This window comes from Streptomyces caniferus, from assembly GCF_009811555.1.
Classification (GTDB): domain Bacteria; phylum Actinomycetota; class Actinomycetes; order Streptomycetales; family Streptomycetaceae; genus Streptomyces; species Streptomyces caniferus.
Genome location: NZ_BLIN01000001.1, coordinates 55,172 through 79,646 on the forward strand (window position 1 = coordinate 55,172; position 24,475 = coordinate 79,646).

Below are 24,475 nucleotides of genomic sequence, written 5' to 3' on the forward strand. Positions count from 1 at the left end.
GGTGAACCGCTGCTGCTGAAGATGGTCCAGAGGTTGTACTTGTCCTCTCCGCGCAGGCGGAGGTGAACCGTGTCTCAGCGGCCACTGACAACGGAGGCGGGGGTCCTCTCCGCGCAGGCGGAGGTGAACCGTTGCTGGGCTCGGGCAAGGTACCCGCTCGCTAGTCCTCTCCGCGCAGGCGGAGGTGAACCGATCGATGCACCGGACCGCGGCGAGTCGGGCCAGTCCTCTCCGCGCAGGCGGAGGTGAACCGGACCTGCGCGTCGACTCCCGTGTGCGCGGCTGGTCCTCTCCGCGCAGGCGGAGGTGAACCGCATCCGGGTATCCGGCGTCCGGACGATCGGGGGTCCTCTCCGCGCAGGCGGAGGTGAACCGCACTGCGGCTACCGGGGCGGGCGGCTGAGGGTGTCCTCTCCGCGCAGGCGGAGGTGAACCGCCGATCGCGCGGAGGATGCGGGCGTAGGTGTAGTCCTCTCCGCGCAGGCGGAGGTGAACCGGCGGCCAACTACGGGAGGGGGGTGGGCAGCCTGTCCTCTCCGCGCAGGCGGAGGTGAACCGATCCCGACGTTGGCGCCCGGACAGGCTGTGTGGTCCTCTCCGCGCAGGCGGAGGTGAACCGTGGCACCCCACCACCGTCAACCGGATGCTCAAGTCCTCTCCGCGCAGGCGGAGGTGAACCGCGAAATGGCACTATGGGCGTCATCTTCCAAATGTGATCTCCGCGCGAGCGGAGGTGAACCGACCAGGTCGCCGGCGCGGACGTCTCCCGGCTTGTGATCTCCGCGCGAGCGGAGGTGAACCGCTGGCCCGGTACAGGGGGTCTTGCATGGTGCCGTGATCTCCGCGCGAGCGGAGGTGAACCGCGTCTGGTTGCCGAGGGGTGTGACAGGTACCAGTCCTCTCCGCGCAGGCGGAGGTGAACCGGTGCGGCGCCCGATGCTCCCCGGGGAGAAGACATGGTCTCCGCGCAGGCGGAAGGGAAAACTGCTGGACGCCGTCGGGATACTGCCGTCATGGCCGTCACCAAGCAACTTGCCCGCATCTCGGTGGAGTATCTCGCCGACTGCCGCCAGTCAGCCAGCGAATCGCCGGATGGAGATCCCCACTGGGATCCACAGCCGGCGGACGTCTTGGACCTGGACTGGGCACCAATCTTGCTGGAACGGGCCTGCGAACTGGCGGGACTCGACGACGTCCACCTGAACGCCCTGCGGCAGGCCACCGACGGCGACTCGGCGATCGACCTGGGCTTCCTCAACACACACCCGCATGCCATCGGCCCCTTCGGACCTGCTCCCACGGCCCTTTCAGCAGCTCAAGCCGCCCACGTCTCCGAACTGCTCGTGCATATGAACATGCCGGCCATACTGGCCGCCCTGCCGGCCGACGACACACAAACCGCTTCCTTAATCGGTTACGGAGCGGACAAGATCGCCGGAGACCCGAGGAAGTACCTTCTGAAGCACTTCAATGCCCTGCGCGAGTTCTACCTCGAAGCATCGCAAAGACACCTGCTCATCGTGCTCTGGTGGGACTGACCCAGGCCCTCACCCCAGCCCACCACTCCTAGCGCCGCAGGTCGCGAAGGGTCCTCTCCGCGCAGGCGGAGGTGAACCGCCATCTTCGAGCCGGGGAGGCTCTGCGGGATGGTCCTCTCCGCGCAGGCGGAGGTGAACCGTGGCGGCTCTCCGCCGTCAAGCGCGGCGAGACGTCCTCTCCGCGCAGGCGGAGGTGAACCGCCGTCACAGTCCCCGCAGGGCCCGGCGGCGGCGTCCTCTCCGCGCAGGCGGAGGTGAACCGCTAGTGGGCTAGATGTACGTTAGGTAATGATCGTCCTCTCCGCGCAGGCGGAGGTGAACCGCTTTTCATCACGCTCGGCTCGGGTCTGATGGTGTCCTCTCCGCGCAGGCGGAGGTGAACCGGCACGGTCCCTCGACCTCGAGGCCATTGACCTGTCCTCTCCGCGCAGGCGGAGGTGAACCGCTGTCCGAGCGAACCGTCGAGTACCACCTCGGGTCTTCTCCGCGCAGGCGGAGGTGAACCGTTCGGACCGTGATCTGCGGTGACCATGTCGTGGTCTTCTCCGCGCAGGCGGAGGTGAACCGTCCGTCAACGTCGGCCACAGCCACGGCCGCACGTCTTCTCCGCGCAGGCGGAGGTGAACCGTGCCAGTCGGCAGGTTGGGGGTTCATCCGGATGTCTTCTCCGCGCAGGCGGAGGTGAACCGTGGCTGAGCGGGCACGCCCGCATGCCCGCGTGGTCTTCTCCGCGCAGGCGGAGGTGAACCGAGCGATCCCTGCCCGTCGAAGTCGTCGACGCTGTCTTCTCCGCGCAGGCGGAGGTGAACCGTCCGCGGCCGATGCTCGGGACTGCCAGGCGTGGTCTTCTCCGCGCAGGCGGAGGTGAACCGTTGCCGGTGTACCGGGGGGCAGTGCTTGGCGCTGTCCTCTCCGCGCAGGCGGAGGTGAACCGGGCGCCGAAGCGTCCGACCTCGCGAGGATCCTGTCCTCTCCGCGCAGGCGGCGGTGCGCGGTTGCGTGGGCCGGTCAGTGCCTGCGAGAGGCCGTGCGACCCCGGTAGATTCAGACGGGTGCATGACCGGCATTCCTTGAATCACGAATCGGCAAAGCGCTCCTAACACCGCAGGTCGCGAAGGGTGCTCTCCGCGCGAGCGGAGGTGGGCCCGTCCCGGGCGGAAGCTCGCTCCACGAAGTCGCGTGCTCTCCGCGCGAGCGGAGGTGGGCCGCCGCGCCGCGCACCGCGAGCGCCGTCATCGTCGTGCTCTCCGCGCGAGCGGAGGTGGGCCGGTGTTCGCGGCCGTCAATGCCGGCGGTTCGGCGTGCTCTCCGCGCGAGCGGAGGTGGGCCGCCAGGAGACGCCCTGCCTGACAGCTCCAAGAAGTGCTCTCCGCGCGAGCGGAGGTGGGCCGGCTGTCGCGGTGCAGGTGCATGCCGCCGAGCTGTGCTCTCCGCGCGAGCGGAGGTGGGCCGCCGACCCGGGCCCCGCACCCCGGACCGAAAGGGTGCTCTCCGCGCGAGCGGAGGTGGGCCGCGGCCCAGGTCGCCGTCGAGCTGAGGGGTGCGGTGCTCTCCGCGCGAGCGGAGGTGGGCCGACGCCGCAGTCGAACCCCTCGGCGCCGTGGAAGTGCTCTCCGCGCGAGCGGAGGTGGGCCGGGCAAGGGCCGCGGCCGCCGAGGCGGATACCCGTGCTCTCCGCGCGAGCGGAGGTGGGCCGATGGTCTTCGCCGATAACTTGCTCGCTCGTCGGTGCTCTCCGCGCGAGCGGAGGTGGGCCGTCGAGAGTACCCGCGTCAAGTACATCGAGGCCGTGCTCTCCGCGCGAGCGGAGGTGGGCCGATGTCCTCGGCGAGCGCGGCACCCTCGGGCTTGTGCTCTCCGCGCGAGCGGAGGTGGGCCGCATTCCCCAGTTGCGCTACGAACGCCGGGTCAGTGCTCTCCGCGCGAGCGGAGGTGGGCCGACCTGAAGGCGTTGATCGGCCCCGAGTGGATGGTGCTCTCCGCGCGAGCGGAGGTGGGCCGTGGTCGATGGCGCGCACGCATGCCGCGGTGTCGTGCTCTCCGCGCGAGCGGAGGTGGGCCGACGCCTCATGGTGGTGGAACCCCCTCACGGCGGTGCTCTCCGCGCGAGCGGAGGTGGGCCGAGGCGCGGGCGCGAGCCGAGGCGGACCGGATCGTGCTCTCCGCGCGAGCGGAGGTGGGCCGGCCCTGGGCGTCGGCGCGCTGAAGATGGCCCAGTGCTCTCCGCGCGAGCGGAGGTGGGCCGAGATGTCACGCGCCGCCCCACAAGACCGGCCGGTGCTCTCCGCGCGAGCGGAGGTGGGCCGCGGGGCCGGCTGGTGTCGCGGTCGCGGGCGGAGTGCTCTCCGCGCGAGCGGAGGTGGGCCGTTCGGGCTGTCCGGGCAGCGGGCAGCGGTCTAGTGCTCTCCGCGCGAGCGGAGGTGGGCCGGAGCCGTCCTTGCGCTCCCACCAGGAGACCGCGTGCTCTCCGCGCGAGCGGAGGTGGGCCGTTATCGGCGAAGCACATCTTCCGCGCTGCCCGGTGCTCTCCGCGCGAGCGGAGGTGGGCCGGACCTGCGCTGGGCACAGCTGCACCAGGTGCTGTGCTCTCCGCGCGAGCGGAGGTGGGCCGCTGCGGGGTGGCCGCGATGACCTACGAGACGCGTGCTCTCCGCGCGAGCGGAGGTGGGCCGGCCGCGTGGCGGTACGGGAGAGCCGGGTTCTCGTGCTCTCCGCGCGAGCGGAGGTGGGCCGCACCACCATCGCCCTGTCCGCCGCGGCCGCCGGTGCTCTCCGCGCGAGCGGAGGTGGACCGGCCATCGGGCTGGACGCGGTGGGTGCCGTGCTGTGCGCTCCGCGCGAGCGGAGGTGGGCCGTACTCCCGCACGGTCGGATCCCACTTCTCGCCGTGCTCTCCGCGCGAGCGGAGGTGAACCGTGCGAGGTGTGGCTGATCGTCGACGGGACCGTGTGGTCTCCGCGCGAGCAGAGGTGAACCGCCGGGGGTCAGCGAGCGCCGCCGTTGGCGGTGGCCTGCAGTGGACGGCCGCTCGGTCGTCGTGCTGAAGGGCGATATTGCTGTGAGTTCAGCCCCTCTGGCCCAGGACCTCGTAGGGATAGGTGGTGGTGTAGTCCTCTACGGGCATGGCGGCGTGCCTGGCGTAGTCGGCACGGTCGCGTTGGTGTGCTTCGGTGAGGGGCGGGTGCTCGGGCGGGCTCTGAGGCGCAGGCCAGAGCTGGAGGAGGTGGCGCTCGCCCCGGTCACCGAGGCCGGGCTCGCGATTGTCCGTGTGGCAGTGCAGACGCAGGCGCACCCAGGCGCCGCTGTCGGGGGCTGCTGTGATGTGGAGGGGTGGCTGGTCGGCGGGCCAGGCGTCGAGGATGTCGCCGGCGTCGAGCGTCGACAGCTGCACGGGTGAGGTCGTGGTCTGGAGGCTGAGTTCCTCAGCGGGGTCCCAGTCGGGATCGGTCTCGGGCGCCGGCGGGCTGTCGTGCACCTGGAGAGCGATGCGGACGGGGCCGGTGTCGGTGGCGGTCAGGACGATCGCACTGGATTTGCCTGCGGGTCCGCAGTGCCAGCCATAGGGCATCTCGTCGGGGTAGTCGTCGTGCTCGGTGAAGCCGATGAGGTAGCCGCTCTCCCCCACCTCGAAGGTGAAAGATGCTTCACGGACCAGCATGGGTTGACTCCTTCTTGAGCAGGGTGTCTGCCTCCCGGTGACGGAGGGAGGCAGACACCCTGGTCTAGCGCAGTGCGGGGCTGGTCGTCAGGCGATCACGTAGAAGGGGTCGTGGTCCATCACGTGGAACTGACGCCGCCAGTTGGTGATGCCCGCGCCCTGAGCGTCGTTCTCGTTCTTCTTCACCCAGGTGATGGTGCGCTGGCTGGCAGCCAGGTGGGTGCCGCCTTCGTAGGTGGAGGCGAAGGGGTACTCGTCGCAGGAGGTCCGTCCGGCACGGCGCATGTCCGGGGGGACGGGGTGGTTGCAGACGGCCTGGCGGTTCTTGCGCTGCTGGGTGGCGTTGATCATCCAGTGCAGGGGTTTGCCGCCGTTGGGGTCGCCGTAGTGGCCCCCGTGGGAACGGAGTTTGCGGATGCCTTCGGAGATGCGGGGCAGGGTGATCAGATTGATGGCGGTGGGGGCCTCGGTCATGGCGCAGCCGGTGGTGCCGTAGTAGTTGTCGCACCGGTAGACGGCGGAGGCGTAGGAGGTCTTGCCAGAGCTGTAGCCGGGCTTGGTGAAGGTGTAGCCGTAGGTGGTCTTCGCCTTGGGGTTGATCTTCTTCCTGGCGATGGTGCCCGTGGTGTAGTTGACGGTGCCGGAAGCGGCGCTGTCGAGGCTGTGGCCCTGTGGGAAGTGGATGCCGGCCTTGGTACCGCCGCCGGAGGAGGCGGCGATGTTCAGGTGGACGCCCTTGCCGGCGCGGGTGGTCTTCGCTTTGGAGACGGTGAACTTCTCGCTCCAGTTCGCGGAGCTCGCCTTCAGGGTCATCTGGTGCTTGACGTTGAAGTCGGCGGTGCCTTCGATGACGGGTCGGCCGTTGATGACCTTGATGACGTCGACGTGGACGGCGACCCATTCGCACTCGCTGAACCGGTTGATCGTGATCCGGTTGATGGTGCACGAGGCGGCGGCGATGGCGCTGCGGCCCGCAGTGTCTGTCTGGTGGGTGGTCGGGCGGATGGTGACCCGCAGCTGTCCGGCATTGGGCTGAGCAGCCGTGGCGGCAGGTGCGGCTGTTCCCAGCACACTCAGGACCACGGCTCCCGTGGTGAGCAGCTTCGCCAGTTTCAAGTTGTACCCCCTGTGGTGGTCACGGCCGACCAAGGGACCACAGGTCAACTCCGCGCTCCCCCGATCGCGTTGACGGCATCAAAGCACAGGCTCGACACGCGCTGCTCACCTTTTGGTGGACTTTGCTGGAAGGACTCGGGAATCAGCCAAAGTGTCCGGTTCCTGCCGGCAGTGCTCAGCTTCGACGCGCTCCCCGCATCGCGTGGCTGAGTACGCGAACAGGCAACAGGTCCGAGGCGCAGCAGGAGGAGCCCCAGACAGCTCGGCGCGGCTGGGGCCCCGGTGGCCGGGTGGCGGGTTCGGGTCCGTCCAGCCCAGAGAGCCGCTCGGGCGCGGTCACTCAGCGAGGAGCCGGGACGCTAGAGGGCGCGGGGCAGGAACGGTCCGGGGCGGACACTGAACGGGGCGGAACACGGATAGGCCGGACGACGGACATAGCGTCTCGGTCAGGCTGCCGACAGGAGGGCAGATCGGGTCTGGCCTGCCCGCGGGCACGTCCGGAGGGAGCGGCCCGTGCCGCGCCGGTCTCATGGGGCCGGCGTCAAGGTGGTGTTGGTACCTGGACAGCCAGCTGCCACCTTCTGCAGTTTGGTCCGCTCGGCGCGGTCGACCGTCAGCTTCCAGCGGAGCTTCGCGGATACCCAGTCGGCGGCGTAGGTGCACGTCGCGTCCTTGGCCGGCGGCATCCATTCAGCCGGGTCCTTGTCTCCCTTGGTGCGGTTGGGTCCCAGGCTGACGGCGACGAGGCTGCGTTCGCCGCCCAGGTCGTTGGCGTACTGCTCACGGCGCTGGGCGGTCCACTTCGAGGCGCCGGAGTCCCATGCTTCAGCCAGGGGAACCACGTGGTCGATGTCGAGCTTGCGAGCATCGGTGACGGTCTTGTCGTCGTAGTACGAGCGCCAACTACCGCCGGTCAGCTTGCAGCCCTTGCCCTGGCGCGGCTTCTTCACAGCCTCGGCGAGGAGGACTTCCTTGCGGGTGTCGCAACCGTCGTGGTCCTCGTCGGTCCACAGCCGGAACTTGTCCCGCTCGTATCCGCTACGGGATTCGCGGGCCACCTTCAGCCGGCTTATCGAGTCCGACAGAGGCAGGATGCTGTCCTTGCCGTCGGAGGAAGCGCTCGGTTTCGTCGAGGGCGGCTTCGCGTCTTGGTGAGGTGTGCCGGGAGTGCACGCGGCTGCGGAGAGCGTCAGCAGCGTGCAGGCCAGGGCGGTAGCCAGGCGGCGCGCGGAGAACATAAGGCTCCCGGGTCAGGCGAGATGGAGTCAGCGTCATGCGTCTACCCACCACACCTGGTCGCGTCAACCGATGGGGCAAAATGGTCGGGTTGCCCGCGCGCCGCCCCAAGCATCCGAGGAGCGTGTGTGCCACGTCCGGGTGACTTTCACGGTTGTGGCGAACTGTCCAGCGTCGAAGGACGTCTGGCTGACCATGGAAATCTCCGAAGAGCACCTGCGCGAGCCGGGCCTGGTCGTTTTCGACATCACCGCAGTCGACGAAGCGACCGCTACCGAGGCCGCGACCGCGCTCGGCGGGCTGTGGCTCTCCTCGGGGCCCTCCACACCTTGGCGCACCCCGGGGGAACCCGGCGTAACGGTCCGCGCCTACGCAGATCTTCGCCGCGGTCCGTTGCCCCGGGGCGGTCATGGCCCCAGCACCCGCTGAACACTCCGCCGCCAGCCCTCAGCAACGGACGGCCACCGCTTCGGCTCCGGCTCGACGCAGCTTGCGGGCCAGGCGCGTCACCTCGGGCAAGGTCCCCGAGTAGGCGCGAGGTCGCCAAGTACCGGTTGTCCGGCCCAAGAAGCGCAGACGAAGGTGCCCGCGGTGGGCACGCCCCTGGTGTGCCAGCCCAGCACATTCAAGGAATGCGCCACCAGCATTCACAGGATCACGCAAAGCGCTTCCAACGTTGCAGGTCGCGAAGGGTGCTCGCCGCGCGAGCGGAGGTGGACCGGAGCGTAGTTCCTCGATGACGATCCCGGGGTAAGCATGGGCCGGATCTACGCCACCCCCGTGGTCTCCGCGCGAGCGGAGGTGAGCCGCAAACGGCCGCCGGAGACGTCCGTGGAGGCGCGTGGTCTCTGCGCGAGCGGAGGTGAACCGGAGACCGCCGATGCTCTGGTGTCGGCCGAGCAGTGCTCTCCGCGCAGACGGCGGTGGGCCGCGGCAGTCCTCAATGGCATTGTGCGGGCCTGCCCATCGCGGCGACAAAGGTGAGCGGCCGTGCGCCGGTCAGTGCCTGCGAGAGGCCGTGCGGCCCCGGTACATTCAGGCGGGTGCATGACCGGCGTTCCTTGAATCACGAATCGGCAAAGCGCCCCTAACGCCGCAGGTCACGAAGGGGTGCTCTCCGCGCGAGCGGAGGTGAACCGTTCTGGCCCGCCAGCTCCAGCCCGATCTTGGCGGTGCTCTCCGCGCGAGCGGAGGTGAACCGTAGGGGCAACGTCCGACCCGAACGATGCCATCGTGCTCTCCGCGCGAGCGGAGGTGAACCGTCGAAATGGTCTGCGGCCAGATCAGCCATGAGGTGCTCTCCGCGCGAGCGGAGGTGAACCGTTCACGATCTGCGACGACACGGAGCTGCGGGCGTGCTCTCCGCGCGAGCGGAGGTGAACCGGTCGGGGACGGCCCGACCTACCGGTGGTGGCTGTGCTCTCCGCGCGAGCGGAGGTGAACCGGTACTTCGTCAACGGCCAGCGCACCTCGCCGGGTGCTCTCCGCGCGAGCGGAGGTGAACCGCCCCAGATGCCGCCGGCCGCGGCCCACACCCCGTGCTCTCCGCGCGAGCGGAGGTGAACCGGACAAGCTCTACGGCCGCCTGACGAAGGGGGAGCCCTCTCCGCGCGAGCGGAGGTGAACCGAGTCTGGCCCAGGATGCCACCCGCCGGATGTCGTGCTCTCCGCGTGGGCGGAGGTGAGCCGGTAGGTGTAGGCCGCATACTCGGTGCCGGGCGGTGCTCTCCGCGTGGGCGGAGGTGAGCCGTACCAGTAACGGATGCAGTTTCAGATTCAGCAGTGCTCTCCGTGTGGTGGGCGGAGGTGAGCCGGTTCAGGTCCTTCCCATCGACGACATTGACGGGTGCCCTCCGCGCAGGCGGAGGTGAACCGCGAATTCGCCGGTCCCAGCCGTTACCTGGGGTGTGCTCTCCGCACAGGCGGAGCAGGCGGAGCAGCGTTGCTTCTCTTGCACCACAGCGCAAGCCGGGGAACTGCAGCGCCGCACCATCACCCTCACTCCCGCTGAGTCCGCGATGGCCTGGCTGCACAGTCGCCTGGCGAGGGTCTCTTTCGCCGACGTGCCCATGACTGGCCTACTCCTTCGATGTCCAGACGAGGAGCGCGGTCCGGACGCCTTCGACTCCATGGTGGATACCGAGCTGGCCCGCCAAGGAATGCCGGTACTGGGCAGGCTTCCACAGCCTCCTCGCCGCAGCCCGCACCGGACGGTGCGCGACCATCTCCCCGCAGAGCAGCGAGCGTTCGTGATCGAGCAGGGCGCCCAGGTCCGTCGGGGCCTTGGCCCAGCGCGAGCGGACGCAACCGTGTTCCTCACTGCCCTGCGTGAGTACTCAGGGTTCTGATACGGGCAAAGCACCGCGCCCCCGATCCGGTCCGTGGCCGCGTCGGGGGCCAGAACTGACAATGCCCGCCAGAGTCTTCAGGTATCTGCGCCCGGTGCACGGCCTACCAGTCCATGCCCCCCACGGCTCAAATCACGTGGCATTCATAAGCCGAGACGGAGAAAGCCCAGGTCGGACCGGTTCAGCGCATGCACAGCTTGGGCCTTTCGGTGTCAGGCCGGATACCACATCCCACTGCCCGCGACCCGCATCTCCTCCAGCCACATCTGCAGAGCGACTCTGTTCACCTCGGTTACCTGATAGCTCCTGCTACGGACAACCTCCCGCGCCCCTGGCGACCACTCTGCCGTCGCAACGAGCAAGCCTTGCTGCGCACCTTCCCAAGCGACGTCTGCAGCCAGGGCCTTCACCACCACCTTGTCGATCTCTCGCCTCACGCGCTTGCACTGAATGAGGAGCGTGGGTGGCGAGACGTCGGCGGTGAGAGACTCATCCCAGACTCGAATGTCCACTCCGTTGTCGTTCCTTCCGGGCCCGATTTCCACCTGAAATCCCGCCCGATGGAAATACTCGGCAACGAGCCCTTCAAACTTTCTCCAGTGGATCGACCCGATGGCCTCATAGTTGGCGGCCAAATAGTTAACGAAGCGCTGGTCGAAGAATCTTCCATACGAAGCCATTACCGACTCCGACGAGAAAAGTTCGGACAGGTCTAGGATGTCATCCCAATTCCGCCGCAAGCCCAGCACAATCGGACTTCGCGCCGCGCGAAACTGCATCTCATCAACCACAGCAGCGACGGCATCCGCGAAATCCCGGCCGTGGAGGCGCAGGGCTTCCGCTACACACTCACGAGCCCCCACGTCTGGTATCCCATACTCAAGCTGCGGGATGTGCACGGCAGGGAGGTATCGGGTAGCGCGAAATTGGCCTACCAGATCGGAACCTGCTCCCGGAATTGCGCATTCTTTGGAGACTACCCCGGGTCTCACAACACGCTCCATCATGAAGGCGACTGCCCGTGCTACCAGCTCCCCATCTCCGACCCTTTCGGATACGCGCGGAATCACCCCCTGACTAGCAGCGATTGCGCCACGCAACCCAAGACGTTCGAGAGCGCTGCGCCCGAATACCTCATTCACTTGCTTATAGTCAGAGATCGGGAATTCCAGCATCGCCTCACGGACAATATGGCCCAGCTCAACCTCCGTGACGCTGAGTCCTATCCGGATTCCAACAAGTTCCGCAAGCCATTCGAGCAGCGACCGATCGAGAGACCAGTCCCGGGAAGCGCACTTGGAACACATAGCCCCACTCCTCCAGCACCGCGTGACAGCGCCGCTACATCCTGCTCAAAAGCTCAGAATCCGAGCCCATCCGCTCCGCGATAGATCGCACGCGGCGCGACCAGAGTGACGCCCCATCAGGTTCGAGTGATGATACGTCAGCTAAGTCAGCATTGAGTCAGCATGCATCCTGCCAGAGGTGGTGGCAGATGGCGGCACATGCACATGCACCAATCCGCTCCGCATCACCTCTGAGCTGCATAGATGCTGGCCAACCCACTACACCCGCGACATTGCCCCAAACCCGGTGCCAATGGAAGCCGAAGAGGTACTCGGTGGAGCGTCCGCGCTCCCAGAGCGTGCGGGTATGGCGGGTGCGGACGGTGCCTGCCGCGACCGTGACGCCGGGGTCGTCGAAGACGGGCAGGACGGTCTCGATGTAGTCCGGGGCCAGGACGGTGTCCGCGTCGACGGCCAGGACGAGGTCGGTGGTGCACTGCGGAAGGGCGTAGTTCTGGGCCTTGGCCTTGCTGCCGAGATTGCGCGGCGGACGCAGTACGGTGACACCGTGTGAGGCCGCCACCTCGCCCGTACGGTCCGTGGAGGCGTCGTCCACGACCAGGATCCGGTCAGGCCGGACCGTTTGCCGGGCGAGCGACTCCAGTGTGGCCGGCAGCCCCTCCTCCTCGTTGTGAGCGGGCACGATGACGGTGATGGTGTGCAACTCGATTTCCCCCTGTCTTGCGGATCGCGCCGACTACGACCGTGATCAGTCCGATCACGCCGTAGACCATGGTGCTGATGCCGATGAACGGCAGTCCTCCGTGCATGTCACCGACGGTAGCGGCGCGGCGCCTCGCGCAGTTCCGGAGGCCACCTCCTGTGGATAACCCGGCGGGGGGAGGGGGACGGGAAGAGCGTTCAGGAAGCGGACGGCGATTGCGGTGCCGTGTCGCGTTGCTGGTCGAGCAGGCGGGTGCGGAAGAGGTCGAGCACGTCGTCGAGCGCCGCGCGGGTCGGCTGGCCGGGTTCGTCGATGAGGTGCTCGGTCAGCACGGAGTGCGGGGGCAGTACGGCATCGGGATTCGCGGCGTCGTCGTCCAGTTCGACGGCGGTGAACGCGTCACCGAGTTCACGGCGCAGAAAGTCGAACCGATCGCCCGGCACCAGCCGGTCCGAACGGAAGCGCAGCCCCATCACCCCGAGGCCCTCCCGCTCGCAGCGGCCCCGGACAGCGGCGAGGTCCTCGGCGGAGATATCGATGCGTGCGGCCCGGCTCTTGGTGACGGGCAGCGGCAGGGACGGCTGGGACAGAACTGGGGCGATGAGACGCTCATCGGCGGCCATGGCCAAGGCGAAGCCGCCGGTGAGGCACATTCCGACGGCCCCTACGCCCGGGCCGCCGCACCGCTGATGCTCGTGCGCGGCCAGCGCCCGCAGCCAGGTCACCACGGGCGACGCTTTCCCGGTGGCCAGCACGGTGAATTCCCGGCTGACGCACACCTTCCACATCGACGAGGCCGTGTAGAGCCCTGCCTTCAAACGGCCGGCGGATGCGGGGTCGGCATCGCGGCCGGGTGTGCCGAACAGCACCGGGAGGACGGCCGTGCAGCCGATGGCGGCGACGCGTTCCGCGAACCGCAGCACCTTGGGCGTGATGCCGGGTATTTCCGCCATCACGATCACCGCGGGCCCCGTCCCGCGCCGCAGGATCCGACGGGTGGCGCCGTCATGCGTGAAGGTGCTGCGGTCGAATCCGGTCAGGTCGTGATCTGGCATGGGTCTCCGCCGTTCTGGTCGGTGCTGGTCGGTACCGGTCGGGTGTGGGGGCTGATCGACGTGGGTGCGGATCGGGTGGGTGCTGATCGGTGTTGGTGCTGGTGGTGCGGGCGCGGGCGCGGTGCGGATGGTGCGGGTGCGGTGCGGGTGGTGCCGGTGCCGCCCGGTTGCCGGTCCGGGGCTACCCGGCCTCCGGTCCGGGACTGCTCTGTGCGCCGACGCCCTGGACTGCGTGTCGCCTCACCCCGGCCCCGATGGCTCAACGCGAGGCTACCCAGGGTCCGTTGGAAACCATGGACACATCGCGCCACTCGGCTCACCACCTGCACACCGACACCCCCACCAGCCGACCACCAACTGACCGCCAACTGACAAGCAACCGACCAGCAACCCACCGCCACCTCACGACCGGCGAACCACCAACCAGCCGCCCGCTCACCCCATCTGGCCGCCGGCAGCCTCAGGGCCCGGCCGCCGCGAAGGTGCGGCACCCGGCCCCAGCCTCACCCCGCCGAGCGCGACACGGCACCACAGACCCCGGACCGTCGCAGCCGCGGAACACAACGACGCCGGCCGCCGCGCCCCGTGGGGGCGAGCGCGGCGGCCGGCGTGTGGAGCTGAGGAAGTGAGGTGGTTACTCGACGACCTTCAGCAGCTTGTTGGGCGTGCCCTCGCTCGGGTTGCTGATCTTGTCGGCCGTGGCGCCGGACGTGAGGGCCTTCTCCACGTCCGCCGGCTTGGCGTCCTTGTGACCGGCCAGGTAGACCGCGGCGGCACCGACGACGTGGGGGGTCGCCATGGACGTACCGGAGATGGTCTTGGTGGCGTCGTCGCCGCTGTTCCAGTCCGAGGTGATGTCGGAGCCGGGCGCGTACAGGTCGACCGCGCTGCCGAAGTTGGAGAAGTCGGACTGCTTGTCGTCCTTGGTGCTGGAGGCCACCGTGATGGCCTCCTTCACGCGGGCCGGGGAGCTCTGGCCCGCGTCGGACGACTCGTTGCCCGCCGCGACACCGAAGGTGACGCCGGCGTCGACGGCCTTCTTCACGGCCGCGTCCAGCGCCTCGTCCACGCCGCCGCCGAGCGACATGTTGGCGACCGAGGGGCCCTTGTGGTTCTTGGTGACCCAGTCGATGCCCGCGACGACCTGCTCGGTGGTGCCGGAGCCCTGACCGTCGAGGACCTTGACGGCCACGACCTTGGCCTTCTTGGCGACGCCGTGCTCGGTACCGGCGATGGTGCCGGCGACGTGCGTGCCATGGCCGTTGTCGTCCTCGGCCTTGTCGCCCTTGTCGATGGCGTTGAAGCCGTACGACGCGCGACCGCCGAAGTCCTTGTGGCTGATGTGGATGCCGGTGTCGATGACGTAGGCGGTGACACCCTCACCCGCGGCGTCGGGGTAGGTGTACTTCTTGTCGCCCTTGGTGTCCGCCTGGTCGATACGGTCCAGGCCCCAAGAAGGCGGGTTGGCCTGGCTGCCGTCGATGTGGAACTTCTTGTTCTGGACGACCTTGTCGACGGACGGGTCGGCGGCGAGCTGCCGGGCCTCTTCCGCGCTCAGACCGGTCGCCGAGAAGCCGTCGATGGCGGAGGAGTACTGGCGCTTGACCTCGCCGCCGTACTTGGACGCCAGGTCACCGCTCTCGGCGGTGCGCACGGACTTCTTCAGCATGACGATGTAGCTGCCGTTCACGGCGCCCTTGGCCTCGGCACCGTAGATCTTGCCCTCGGCGGCAGGCGACGCACCCGCGGTGACCGCGGTGACGGCGGCGATACCAGTGGCGGCAACCGCGGCGGATATCGCCGTGACGAGCCGCTTCTTGCTGGAACGCTTGTGAGCCATTGCGAGGATTCTCCTCGTTCGTGGTGTGGGGGGAAAGCGTTGCGCAATAGCCCGAAGAGACCGGAAGATCTACGTCGGGCTGGCTCGAAACCCTGTCTGATTGATGAGTTCAATTCAAGGCTCGCCGGAGCGTGTGAGATAGACAACAAGGCCTCTGAACTGAGAAATGTTTCAGAAGTGGTCAAAGGGAACAGTGAGTTGAACCGGAGCGACTCAACTCCGTTTACATAGGCGCAATAGAGGGTGACGTGGGGGTGGCGGAGGCGTCGGTCCCGGCGGAGCATCACGGGCCCGGACGAGGTGTGCCACGAATACACCTCTCCCCCATTACGGCTTATTCCAGGGGAAGTTGGGGGGCGGAGGGAGAGGTGGCGGGCGCGGGGGGTCCTTGAGGGCGGCGGCCTGCGCGCGCCCGGTGAGCGCCGGTCCCCCGCTCACCAGGCGTCGTCGGGCCGAGCTGTGCACCCGGCCGCGCCGCCCCTCAGCGTTGATAGCGGGCCAGCACCAGATTGCCGTCCCTGACGAGCCGCTTCCGCAAGGTGTCCAGGTCGATTGCCCCGCTGTAGTACTCCTGCAGACCGGGAGTGGCCACCTTGTCCTTCCATTCCGGATAACCGCGGACCGACTGGGCCGGGGCGGAGCGCAGGGAGCCCGCCAGTGCGGTGCCGGTCGCCCAGTCGTAGCGGGCCACCCGGAGGGCCGGATCCCTGAGCGCCTCCTGTCCCGTCGGCAACAGCCAGTCGCCCAGGGCGAGCCGGACCATGTTCGGCGGGCGGAGGAGGAAGTCGATGAACGCCATCGCCGCCTCCTTGTGCGGGCAGTCCTCGGCGATCGACAGGGTCTGCGGGCTCACGCCCTGGTCGAGGGCGGTGCCCTTGGGGGCGGGCAGCACCGTCCAGTCGAAGCCCTTGGGCGCCTGCTGGACGATCTGCTGACGGTAGGAGAAGCCGAGCGGGACCATCGCACAGCGCCCGGCGAAGAAGCCCGGGAGGGTGTCGGAGCCGCCCATGCCCAGGGTCGTACGGGAGGCACTGCGGTCGACGTTCACCTGGTCGTGGATGGTGCGCGGCACCACCTGGTCGACGGCGTCGAAGCGGACCTCCACCGTGCCGTCGGGCCGGCGGTGGAACATCCGGCCGCCCGTGGACAGGGCGAGGTTGAGGGTGGCCGAGACCGGTTCCTTCAGTGGCCAGGCGACGCCGTGGTCCGTGCCGCGGGTCAGCCGCTGCGCCACGTCCGCGAACTCTTCCCAGGTCCAGGGGTTTTCGGGGGTGGGGATGCGCACCCGGGACCGGTGCAGCGTGGCGCGGTTCGCGATCAGCACCCGCGGTTCCTGGAGGAACGGGACGCCGTGGATCCGGCCGTCGAATGTGGCGGTCTCCCAGCTCTGCTGCGGGATGTCGCGCCGCAGACGCGGCGGCAGGAGGGCGGTGAGGTCGGCGAGATCCCCGCCGTAGGCGAAGTCCGCGAGGTCGTCGGTGGCGTCGTGGATGATGTCCGGCGCCTCGCCGCCCTCGAAGGAGGTCAGCAACTGGTCGTGGACGGTGGGCCAGGCCCCCTGGACGTACTGCACCTGGACCGTGGGGTGCTGTCTGTTCCACTCGGCGACCAGTTGCTTGTTGACCTTGAGGGAGTCCTGTTGCCAGGCGAGCGACTGGAAGCGCAGGGTGATCCGGCCGCCGGACGTCCGCCGTCGCCGGTCGTCGGAACAGCCCGGCAGCAGGGCCGCGGCGGGCAGTGCGGCGGCCGCCGCGAGCAGGCCCCGCCGGGGGATACGGGCCGGGGGCGTGGGGGTGTTGTCGTGGCGCATCAGTTCTTCACCGCCCCGGCGAGCATCCCGCCCGTGATCCGCCGCTGGATGACGGCGAAGAGGAGGAGGCTCGGGAGGGTGGCGAGGAGCGCGGCGGCGGCGAGCGGGCCGAGGTCGGCGACGCCTTCCGTCCCGAGGAAGTGGGTCAGCACGACCGGCAGCGTCTGCTTTCCGGGCGACTTGAGCAGGACCAGGGCGAAGAAGAATTCGTTCCAGGCGGTGATGAAGGCGAACAGCGCGGTGGCGACGATGCCCGGCGCGAGCAGCGGTGCGGTGACCGAGACGAGGGTACGCACTCGGCCCGCGCCGTCCACGGCCGCCGCCTCCTCCAACTCGGGCGGTACGGCCCGGACATAGCCGGTCAGCATCCACAGGGCGAACGGCAGCGACCAGACCACATAGACCATGATCAGACCGATCCGGGAGTCCACCAGATGGATTCCCTTGAGGATCAGGAAGAGCGGGATGATCACCAGGACCAGCGGAAAGGCCTGGCTGATCACGACCCAGCCGGTGGCCGCCCGCGAGAGACGGTTGCGGTAGCGGGCCAGGACGTACGCCATCGGGGTCGCCAGCACGATCGCGCTCAGCGCGGAGAGAGCCGCGGCCAGCAGGCTGTTGCCCGCGGCCGCCAGCAGGGGCTGCTGGGCGAAGGCCTGCCGGAAGTTCTCCAGGGTGGGCGCCTCGGGTATCCACGTGGGGTGGATGCTGCCGAGTTCACGCGGGGGCTTGAACGCGGTGGAGATCAGCCAGAGGAACGGGAAGGCGAGGAAGGCGAGATAGGCGAGGAGCGCGGCGTACTGGCCGGTGCGGGTGGCGGTGCGGCGGGCGGTGGGGCTTGCGGCGCGGCGGGCAGGGGCGGTGGCGGCGGGTCGGACGGTGGGGGTGCCGCGACGTCCGGTGCCCCCGTCGCTGCTGCCGCCGTCTTCCCCGGCCCCGTCCTCCGTGGTGCCGGCCTTTTCGCCGCTGTCTTCCGTGGCACTGCCTGCCGTGGCGCCGGCCTTCGCCCCGCTGCCTTCCCTGGCGCCCTCCAAGCCGGCGCCGCCCATGCCGCCGCCCTCCATGCCGCCGTCTTCCATGCCGCCGTCTTCCGTGCCGCTCACCGGTCGTCCTCCCCCTTCAGCCGGCCGGCCAGGTAGACCGCCAGCAGGACCGAGATCACCGCGACCATCGCCAGGCCCATCGTGGCGGCGTAACCGAACTGGCCGTAGCGGAAGGCCTCTTCGTACGCGAAGAGCATCGGCAGCCGGGTCCGGCCGCCGGGACCGCCGTCGGTCAGGACGAAGACCAGGGCGAAGGAATTGAAGTTCCAGATGAAATTGAGCGCGGTGACGGAGAGCGCGATGGGCCTGAGGGCGGGCCAGGTGACGGTGCGGAAGCGGCGCCAGGCGCCCGCGCCGTCCATGGCCGCGGCCTCGTGCAGTTCGCGCGGCACGTGCTGCAGGCCGGCCAGGAGGGTCACGGTGGTCTGCGGCATCCCGGCCCAGATGCCGACGACGATGACCGCGGGCAGGGCGGTGGCCAGACCGCTCAGCCAGTCCCGGCCCTCGGTGGCTCCGGACAGACCGAGGCCGCGCAGCGTCTCGTTCAGGATGCCGGCGTCGGGGTGGTAGACCAGCCGCCACATGATGCCCACGACGACCTCCGGCATCGCCCACGGGATGATCGCCAGCGCCCGGGCCAGCCAGCGCAGCCGCAGCGGGAGATGGAGCAGCAAGGCCAGGCCGAGGGCGAGGAAGAACTGCGGGACAGTGACCCCGAAGGCCCAGACCAGCCCGATCCGGAAGGAGTCCCAGAAGAGGGTGTCGTGGAACAGGTCGGAGAAGTTCAGCAGCCCCCCGAAGCGGGTGGCCTGGGTCCGGCCCGACTGGGCGTCGGTGAAGGCCAGTCCGATGCCGTAGAGCAACGGCCCGACGCTCAGCAGCAGGATCGGGATCAGGGCGGGCAGCACGAGGAACCAGGCGCCGTGATCGCGCCGGGTGCGGGCGGCGCGGTCCGCGGCCGTCGCGTCGGACCGCCGGGGCGCGGTCGTCAGGGTCACGGCAGGGACTCCTCAGGGCACGGCACGGTCGGTCTGCCGTGGTGCGCCCCCGCGGTCGGCACTCCTGCCATCGCATCCCCTCTCCCCGTCGGCCCCTCCCGGCCGCCGTCATCGTCGTGACGGCGGCCACATCCGTCAAGGTCCCGGCCGGATTCCTCGGAGGATCTCCCCATCCGGGAGGCCTTCCGGGGCGGCCCGGCGGACCTGCGACACTGGTCGCGTTCACGCACCGCAGGAGGCCCCCGATGACCGAACCGAGCCCCGCCGCCTTCACGGAAGCGCGCGCCCGGGCCGTGCTGGCCGCGGCCGGACGCCCCGGTGCGGCAGCCGACGCCACGCTGCTCTCGCTCGGCGAGAACGCCGTCTTCGCCCTCGGCGACCGCGGGCCGGTCGTCCGGGTCGGCCGCAGCGCCGAACTCCTGGAGCGGGCCGAACGGGAACTGGGCGTGGCGCAGTGGCTGGCGGCCGAGGGGGTGCCGGCCGTACGCGCCGCGGAGCCCGTGGCGACCCTGGTCGACGGACATCCCGTCACCTACTGGCACCGGCTGCCGGAGGCCGTCCGGCCGGCCGGGCCGGAGGATCTGGCCGCGCTGCTCAAGCTGATCCATGCCCTTCCGGAGCCGCCGTTCGCGCTGCCCCGGCGCGAACTGCTCGGTGGCGTCGAGCGTTGGCTGCGGCTGGCCGGGGACGCGGTGTCGGCGCCGGACGCGGAGTATCTGCGCGGGCGGCGCGACGCGTTCGCGGCGGCCGCCACGGCCCTCGAACCGCATCTGCCCCGCGGCCCCATCCACGGCGATGCGCTGACCCGCAACGTGCATGTCGGGCCCGACGGTCCGGTGCTGGTCGACCTGGAGACCTTCTCCTCCGATCTGCGGGAACACGACCTGGTCGTGATGGCCCTGAGCCGCGACCGCTATGGCCTGTCCCCCGAGGCGTACGACACCTTTGTGTCCGTTTACGGCTGGGACGTACGGGACTGGGAGGGCTGCGCCGTGTTGCGGGGGTCCCGCGAGACGGCGAGCTGCGCCTGGGTGTCCCAGCACGCCCCCGGAAACCCGGCAGCGCTCAAGGAGTTCCGCCGACGGATCGCCTCACTGCGCGACAAGGACGCGACGGTGCGGTGGTATCCCTTCTGAGCCGAGCGGTCAGAACCCGGGGACGCGCTTCCGGAGCGTGGAGAACGGCCCTGTCCTGAGGGAGGTTCACACGGCCCGGCACCCGTCACGGCCATGACGGCGCCGCCCTACCGCTCGCTCAGGCCCTGGCCTGGTACGGGATCAGGGGCCAGGCCGGCTCGACTATCGCCTGTGGGTCGCCGGAGCGCCGCAGATACGCCTGGAACGAGGCGGCCTGTTCGGCGGCCGCCTGCTCCTGGAGGTCGTGCAGCGCACGGGGTGAGGGGATCGCGACGGCCGGGAACGTCTCCCCGATGCGCCGGGCCACCCCGGCCGCGGCCGCGGCGTCGGCACCCGCCTCGTGCGCGCCGTCCAGCCGGACGCCGTAGTGACCGCAGAGCGCCTGCAGTGCGCGCTTCCCCTTGCGGTAGCGGTCCACGTGCTTGTCCAGGACGAGGGGGTCGATGACCGGGGCGGGTGCATGGCCGAGGCGTTCGGTCAGTGTCCGCAGGCCGTGGCGCCGGCACTCGCGGTCCAGGAGGGAGAGGTCGTAGCGGGCGTTCATCACCACCAGCGGGATGTCCGCGCGCAGGGCCTCGGCCAGCGCCTCGGTGATTTCCTCTATCGCGGTCGCCGGCGGGCGGCCGTGTTCTTGGACATATGCGGTCGAAATGCCGTGAATGGCCGCCGCTTCCTCGGGAATCGGCACCCCCGGGTCGAGCAGCCAGTTCTGCTGCGCGACCGCGCGGCCGTCCCCCTCCAACCGGATCAGCGCGGCGGTGACGATGCGGTCCTGCTCGACGTCGGTGCCCGTGGTCTCCAGGTCGAAGCTGACCAACAGCTCCTGATGCCAGCTCATGCCGAAACCTCGCTGCGCCCCGCCTCGCACTCGCTCGGCGCGCGCCCTTCCCTCGTTCGCTCGCTCATGCGGCCTCCTTCGGTGGTACTTCCCCCGTTGCTCGCCCACTCTCCCACGCACCACTGACAATCGACCGGCCGCCTGTCGCGACCGGGCAGCCAGGGGCGTCCGCAGGCACCGCAAGGCAGGCGGGACTTTGCAGACAGCCCTAGGCTGGCCGCCATGGACCTACGGCTGGCGGGACACGGTGCCCTGGTAACGGGCAGCAGTTCGGGGATCGGGGCGACGATCGCCCAGATGCTGGCGGAGGAGGGCTGCGAGGTCCTCGTCCACGGGCGGGACGCGGGGGCCGCCGCGGTCGTCGCCGAGCAGGTCGCGGCCCGCGGCGTCCGGGCCGAAGTGGTGCTCGGCGATCTGACGGAAGCCGGCGTCGCCGAGCAGGTCGCGCTCACCGCCCGCGACTTCGGGGCCCGCATCCTCGTCAACAACGCCGGTCCGTTCGCCGAGCAGGACTGGGAGAACTCGGGACCGGCCGACTGGCGGGCCGCCTTCGAGGGAAACGTGCTGCCCACGGTGCGGGTCAGTCAGACACTGCTGCCGTCGCTGCGTGCGCACGGCTGGGGCCGGGTGATCACCATCGGCAGCCGGGCGGTGCGCACACCGCTGCCCAACATGGCGGCGTACTCCGCCGCCAAGGCCGCCGTGGTGAACATGACCACCAGCCTGGCCCGGCACCTCGCCGGGACCGGCGTCACCGCGAACTGTGTGAGCCCGGGGGTGATCGTCACCCCCTCCATGTCCCGGATGTTCGAACAGCGGGCGGCCGCGGACCCCGGGGCGGACGCGGAGGGCGGCGGACCGGACGAGGCGGAGATCGTCGCGGAGTATGCGCCCAACCCGAGCGGACGGCTCGGACGCCCGGAGGACATCGCCGCCGCCGTCACCTACCTTGCGAGCCCGCTGGCCGACTACGTGAACGGAATCGAGCTGCGGGTCGACGGAGGGATCACGGGGACCCCCTGAGCGGCTCACCAGGCCCCGTAAGGCGTGGCCGCAAGCCGGTCCGCAGGCGTGGCCGTAAGCCGGCCCGCAGGCGTCGCCGGATGCCCGCCGCCCGGCAGCCCGTCAGGAAACCGGCCGCGAATCCGCCCACATGCTCTCGAATTCCTCCCGGTAGGTCTCGAAGAGGCCGTGGTCGCCGTCCCGCTCCCGGGCGTCCTGGCGCACGACCTCCCGGCCGCCGCCGCGCAGCACGAGGACGGGGGACTCCATGCCGCGGCTCTTGCGGAGGTAGGGCTGGACGACGGCCACGCCGTCGGGGCCGTCCCCGTCGACGAGGTAGGCGGTGAAGCGGGGGGTCTCGTCGAAGACCTGGATCTCGAAGGCACCGGGGTCGCGCAGCCGGGCCCGCACCCGCCGCATATGGAGGATGTTCATCTCGATGGAGCGGCTCATCTCGCCCTTCTTCAGGCCGATTTCGCGCTCCCGGCGGCGGACCGCGCTGCTGGCCGGGTTGAGGAAGAGCAGACGGACGCGGCAGCCGGACTCGGCGAGCCGGACCAGCCGGCGGCCCGAGTAGTTCTGGACCAGGAGGTTGAGCCCTATGCCGACGGCGTCGAGCCGGCGGGCGTCGCCGAAGAGGTCCTCGGCCGGGAGCTGGCGCTGCAGCCGCACCCGGTCGGAGTGCACCCCGATGACGTCGGCGTAGCGGTCGCCGACGAGGTCCTCCACCGCGTCGATGGGCAGCCGCCCGGAGATACGGGTGCCGACGCCGGAGCCGAGGATGTCCAGGAGGCGGGCGGAGGCCCGCTCGGCCTGGGCGAGCACCGTCTCGGACAGGGCGCGGTTGCGGGAGACGATGTTGCGGGCGACCTCGAGTTCGTCGAGCGCCAGCTCGACCTCGCGCCGGTCGTCGAAGTACGGCTCGAAGCAGGGCCAGTGCTGGACCATCAGTTCGCGGAGTTGCGGCAGCGTCAGGAAGCTGACGATGTTGTCGTCGGCGGGGTCGAGGAGGTAGCCCTTCCGGCGGCTGACCTCGCGGACGGCGACGGCGCGCTGGACCCACTCCTGGCCGGCGGGCCCGGCCGCGGCGATGACCCATTCGTCGCCGTGCACCGGCTCGTAGATGGGCCGCAGGACGGCCGCGACGACGGCCCGCAGCCGTTGCTCGACGAGATTCAGCCAGATGTAGGCGCGACCGGCCCGCCGGGCCCGGGTGCGCACCTCGCTCCAGGCGTCGGCGCCCCAGTCCAGCTCCGCCCCGATCTCCAGCGGGCGTGCCAGGGACACCGCGCCGGGCGGTGCGTCGACGGAGCCGCCCTCATGGCCCTCATGACTCTCGTCACCAGGGGGCAACTCCAGCCCGCCGCTCACCTGCCACCGCCTTCCCGAACCCCCGTGCCAACGATCAAGGCAGACTACTGCGGTGCGGGAGGCGGTGCAGCAGGATGGATCGAGTCGGTTACCAACTCCCCTTACCCATAGTGCCCGTTGTGCCCGGACAGCGCGGGTGGAGTGAGCGGATTCATAGCGGTGACGTCACGGGGAACCAGCTGGAAGCCCTGCCAGTGAACAGGCATGGGCTCCTGGTCCTCGTCCCTGGCGATGTGATGGAACCCGATGTTGACCCACGCGATGGGGTGTTTGAGCGGCTGGCCGTTGACCCAGGTGTCGACGCTCTTGCCGGCGTGGGCGCCACAGTTGGCCAGGTTGTTGCTGGCGAACTGTTCACACTTGTTGTACTCGGTGAAGTAGACGTCGTGCCGGGTGTAACTGCGCCCGGTGTACTTGCTGGTGTGGCCCGGGACGATCTCGTACGAGCGCGGGTGACCGTCCTGGTTCTTGCCGGTGGTGCTCACCACCCGCCACCAGCGCAGCGCGCCGGAGTCCCCGGCCAGCTCCTTGGTGACGGGGGTACGCGTGGTGCGGATGGTGGGAGTGCGGCCGCCGGACCGGATAGTGGTGGCGGAGTCGAACTGCTCGACCTTGTTGGCGGCGCCGTCCAGGCCGAAGTTCAGTCGCCAGAAGACGTTGTGGCTGTGGCTGGTGGCGTAGTCCTTGGCGCCCTTGCCGAGGGGCGCGCCACGGCCGTCGCCGGCGTCGAAGTCGCCGGGTGAGACGGTGCCGGTGGCGCCGACCTGCAGGGTCATGGTGCCGTCGCCGGAGAACCGCCACTCGCTGATGTACTCGTACCAGCCGACCTTGTTGACGGTGTAGACCAGCAGGTCCTTGCCCTGGAGCTGGTAGGTCTTGGCGTTCTCGCCGGGGTAGGGGCCCATCCGGTAGGCGTGGCCGCGGGCGCGGGTGGTGGCGCACAGGCCGCTGACGTCGGGATGCGCGGGGTCATAGGCGCCGGGGACCCGGACGGTCTTGATGGTGCCGCCGGGGCATTCGGCGGGGTCGAGCTTCATCAGGCCCTGGGCGAAGCCCTGGCCGGTGAGGTCGTCGTACTCGTTCCCTCCGTCGTCGTAGGGGACGTGGATCTGGGCGAGTTTGGCGGTGGTGAGCACCTTGATCGGGGCGCGTTCGCCCTTGGGCTGGTAGGAGACGTCGTCCAGGACGAGGCCGGCATTGCCCTCGTAGTGCCAGCACATCCGCCAGACGGTGCCGCCGTCGAGCGTCTGGGTGATGCGGTAGGCGGCGCTGCACCGGGGGGCCGGGGCGGGTGCGGCGGGGGCTTCCGGGGCTGCCTGGGCCGACGGGCCGGTCAGCAGGGCGGTCGCCGTGAGCAGCAGCGGGATGGCGGCGAGGGTCGCGACGCGGCGGCGCGGGCGGCGGGTTCCGGCGGGACTTCTTTCGGGCATGCAAGGGCTCCTGGAGAAGGAGTGGTGGGGGTCGGCGGTCCGTGGG

At 69.7% G+C, this 24,475-nt stretch carries 17 protein-coding genes and 4 CRISPR repeat arrays (1 of these 21 only partly in view); of the genes, 4 read left to right on the top strand and 13 right to left on the bottom strand.

Annotated features, from left to right (window positions below; all coding sequences use genetic code 11):
• A CRISPR array of direct repeats spans positions 1 to 925; the repeat unit is 29 nt; it begins 325 nt to the left of the window's first position.
• An 88-nt stretch (positions 926 to 1,013) separates the two neighbouring features.
• Positions 1,014 to 1,538: a DUF1877 domain-containing protein gene (locus Scani_RS00260; RefSeq protein WP_159468815.1), complete on the top strand. Its 525-nt coding sequence runs from the start codon at positions 1,014 to 1,016 to the stop codon at positions 1,536 to 1,538.
• 50 nt (positions 1,539 to 1,588) lie between these two features.
• Positions 1,589 to 1,984: a CRISPR direct-repeat array (repeat unit 29 nt).
• A gap of 672 nt (positions 1,985 to 2,656) precedes the next feature.
• A CRISPR array of direct repeats spans positions 2,657 to 4,515; the repeat unit is 29 nt; unit sequence GTGCTCTCCGCGCGAGCGGAGGTGGGCCG.
• Positions 4,516 to 4,602: 87 nt separating this feature from the next.
• Here the strand turns inward: Scani_RS00260 and Scani_RS00265 are convergent.
• The 3 genes from Scani_RS00265 to Scani_RS00275 form a co-directional block, all read right to left on the bottom strand.
• Entirely contained in the window at positions 4,603 to 5,196 is a 594-nt protein-coding gene (locus Scani_RS00265; protein ID WP_159468817.1) for a hypothetical protein, read from the bottom strand.
• A gap of 87 nt (positions 5,197 to 5,283) precedes the next feature.
• Positions 5,284 to 6,312: a NucA/NucB deoxyribonuclease domain-containing protein gene (locus tag Scani_RS00270; RefSeq protein WP_159468819.1), complete on the bottom strand. Its 1,029-nt coding sequence runs from the start codon at positions 6,310 to 6,312 to the stop codon at positions 5,284 to 5,286.
• Between the two features lie 527 nt (positions 6,313 to 6,839).
• Positions 6,840 to 7,550 (bottom strand): HNH endonuclease family protein, encoded by a 711-nt coding sequence (locus tag Scani_RS00275; protein WP_159468821.1) that lies wholly within the window; start codon positions 7,548 to 7,550, stop codon positions 6,840 to 6,842.
• A 193-nt stretch (positions 7,551 to 7,743) separates the two neighbouring features.
• Here Scani_RS00275 and Scani_RS00280 point away from each other — a divergent pair, with 193 nt between their 5' ends.
• Entirely contained in the window at positions 7,744 to 7,977 is a 234-nt protein-coding gene (locus Scani_RS00280) for a DUF6207 family protein (protein ID WP_167538005.1), read from the top strand.
• Positions 7,978 to 8,658: 681 nt separating this feature from the next.
• Positions 8,659 to 9,298: a CRISPR direct-repeat array (repeat unit 29 nt; unit sequence GTGCTCTCCGCGCGAGCGGAGGTGAACCG).
• An 810-nt stretch (positions 9,299 to 10,108) separates the two neighbouring features.
• Here the strand turns inward: Scani_RS00280 and Scani_RS00285 are convergent.
• The 7 genes from Scani_RS00285 to Scani_RS00315 form a co-directional block, all read right to left on the bottom strand.
• Positions 10,109 to 11,203 carry a restriction endonuclease gene (locus tag Scani_RS00285; protein WP_159468823.1) on the bottom strand — a complete coding sequence of 365 codons (1,095 nt, stop codon included), beginning with the start codon at positions 11,201 to 11,203 and terminating at the stop codon, positions 10,109 to 10,111.
• Positions 11,204 to 11,360: 157 nt separating this feature from the next.
• A complete protein-coding gene (locus Scani_RS00290) occupies positions 11,361 to 11,906 on the bottom strand; it encodes a glycosyltransferase family 2 protein (protein ID WP_246295379.1) in 546 nt (181 codons plus the stop codon).
• Between the two features lie 197 nt (positions 11,907 to 12,103).
• Positions 12,104 to 12,961, bottom strand: coding sequence for a dienelactone hydrolase family protein (locus Scani_RS00295; RefSeq protein WP_159468825.1), 858 nt, complete (start codon positions 12,959 to 12,961; stop codon positions 12,104 to 12,106).
• Positions 12,962 to 13,595: 634 nt separating this feature from the next.
• Positions 13,596 to 14,801: a S8 family peptidase gene (locus tag Scani_RS00300; protein ID WP_159468827.1), complete on the bottom strand. Its 1,206-nt coding sequence runs from the start codon at positions 14,799 to 14,801 to the stop codon at positions 13,596 to 13,598.
• A 481-nt stretch (positions 14,802 to 15,282) separates the two neighbouring features.
• Positions 15,283 to 16,611, bottom strand: coding sequence for an ABC transporter substrate-binding protein (locus Scani_RS00305; RefSeq protein WP_159468829.1), 1,329 nt, complete (start codon positions 16,609 to 16,611; stop codon positions 15,283 to 15,285).
• Positions 16,611 to 17,714, bottom strand: coding sequence for a carbohydrate ABC transporter permease (locus Scani_RS00310; protein ID WP_246295380.1), 1,104 nt, complete (start codon positions 17,712 to 17,714; stop codon positions 16,611 to 16,613). The genes Scani_RS00305 and Scani_RS00310 overlap by 1 nt, the downstream gene beginning before the upstream one ends.
• A complete protein-coding gene (locus Scani_RS00315; protein WP_371872285.1) occupies positions 17,711 to 18,652 on the bottom strand; it encodes a carbohydrate ABC transporter permease in 942 nt (313 codons plus the stop codon). The genes Scani_RS00310 and Scani_RS00315 overlap by 4 nt, the downstream gene beginning before the upstream one ends.
• A gap of 245 nt (positions 18,653 to 18,897) precedes the next feature.
• Here Scani_RS00315 and Scani_RS00320 point away from each other — a divergent pair, with 245 nt between their 5' ends.
• Entirely contained in the window at positions 18,898 to 19,788 is an 891-nt protein-coding gene (locus Scani_RS00320; protein WP_159468831.1) for an aminoglycoside phosphotransferase family protein, read from the top strand.
• A gap of 118 nt (positions 19,789 to 19,906) precedes the next feature.
• On the opposite strand, the gene Scani_RS00325 is transcribed toward Scani_RS00320, so the two are convergent.
• Positions 19,907 to 20,626 carry an exonuclease domain-containing protein gene (locus Scani_RS00325; RefSeq protein WP_159468833.1) on the bottom strand — a complete coding sequence of 240 codons (720 nt, stop codon included), beginning with the start codon at positions 20,624 to 20,626 and terminating at the stop codon, positions 19,907 to 19,909.
• A 222-nt stretch (positions 20,627 to 20,848) separates the two neighbouring features.
• Between Scani_RS00325 and Scani_RS00330 the strand changes: the two genes are divergently transcribed.
• A complete protein-coding gene (locus Scani_RS00330) occupies positions 20,849 to 21,649 on the top strand; it encodes an SDR family NAD(P)-dependent oxidoreductase (RefSeq protein WP_159468835.1) in 801 nt (266 codons plus the stop codon).
• Between the two features lie 102 nt (positions 21,650 to 21,751).
• Here the strand turns inward: Scani_RS00330 and Scani_RS00335 are convergent, their stop codons facing one another.
• Both Scani_RS00335 and Scani_RS00340 read right to left on the bottom strand, forming a co-directional pair.
• Entirely contained in the window at positions 21,752 to 22,999 is a 1,248-nt protein-coding gene (locus Scani_RS00335; protein ID WP_159468837.1) for a DUF5919 domain-containing protein, read from the bottom strand.
• A 101-nt stretch (positions 23,000 to 23,100) separates the two neighbouring features.
• Entirely contained in the window at positions 23,101 to 24,429 is a 1,329-nt protein-coding gene (locus Scani_RS00340; protein WP_159468839.1) for a copper amine oxidase, read from the bottom strand.
• Positions 24,430 to 24,475: the final 46 nt, after the last annotated feature.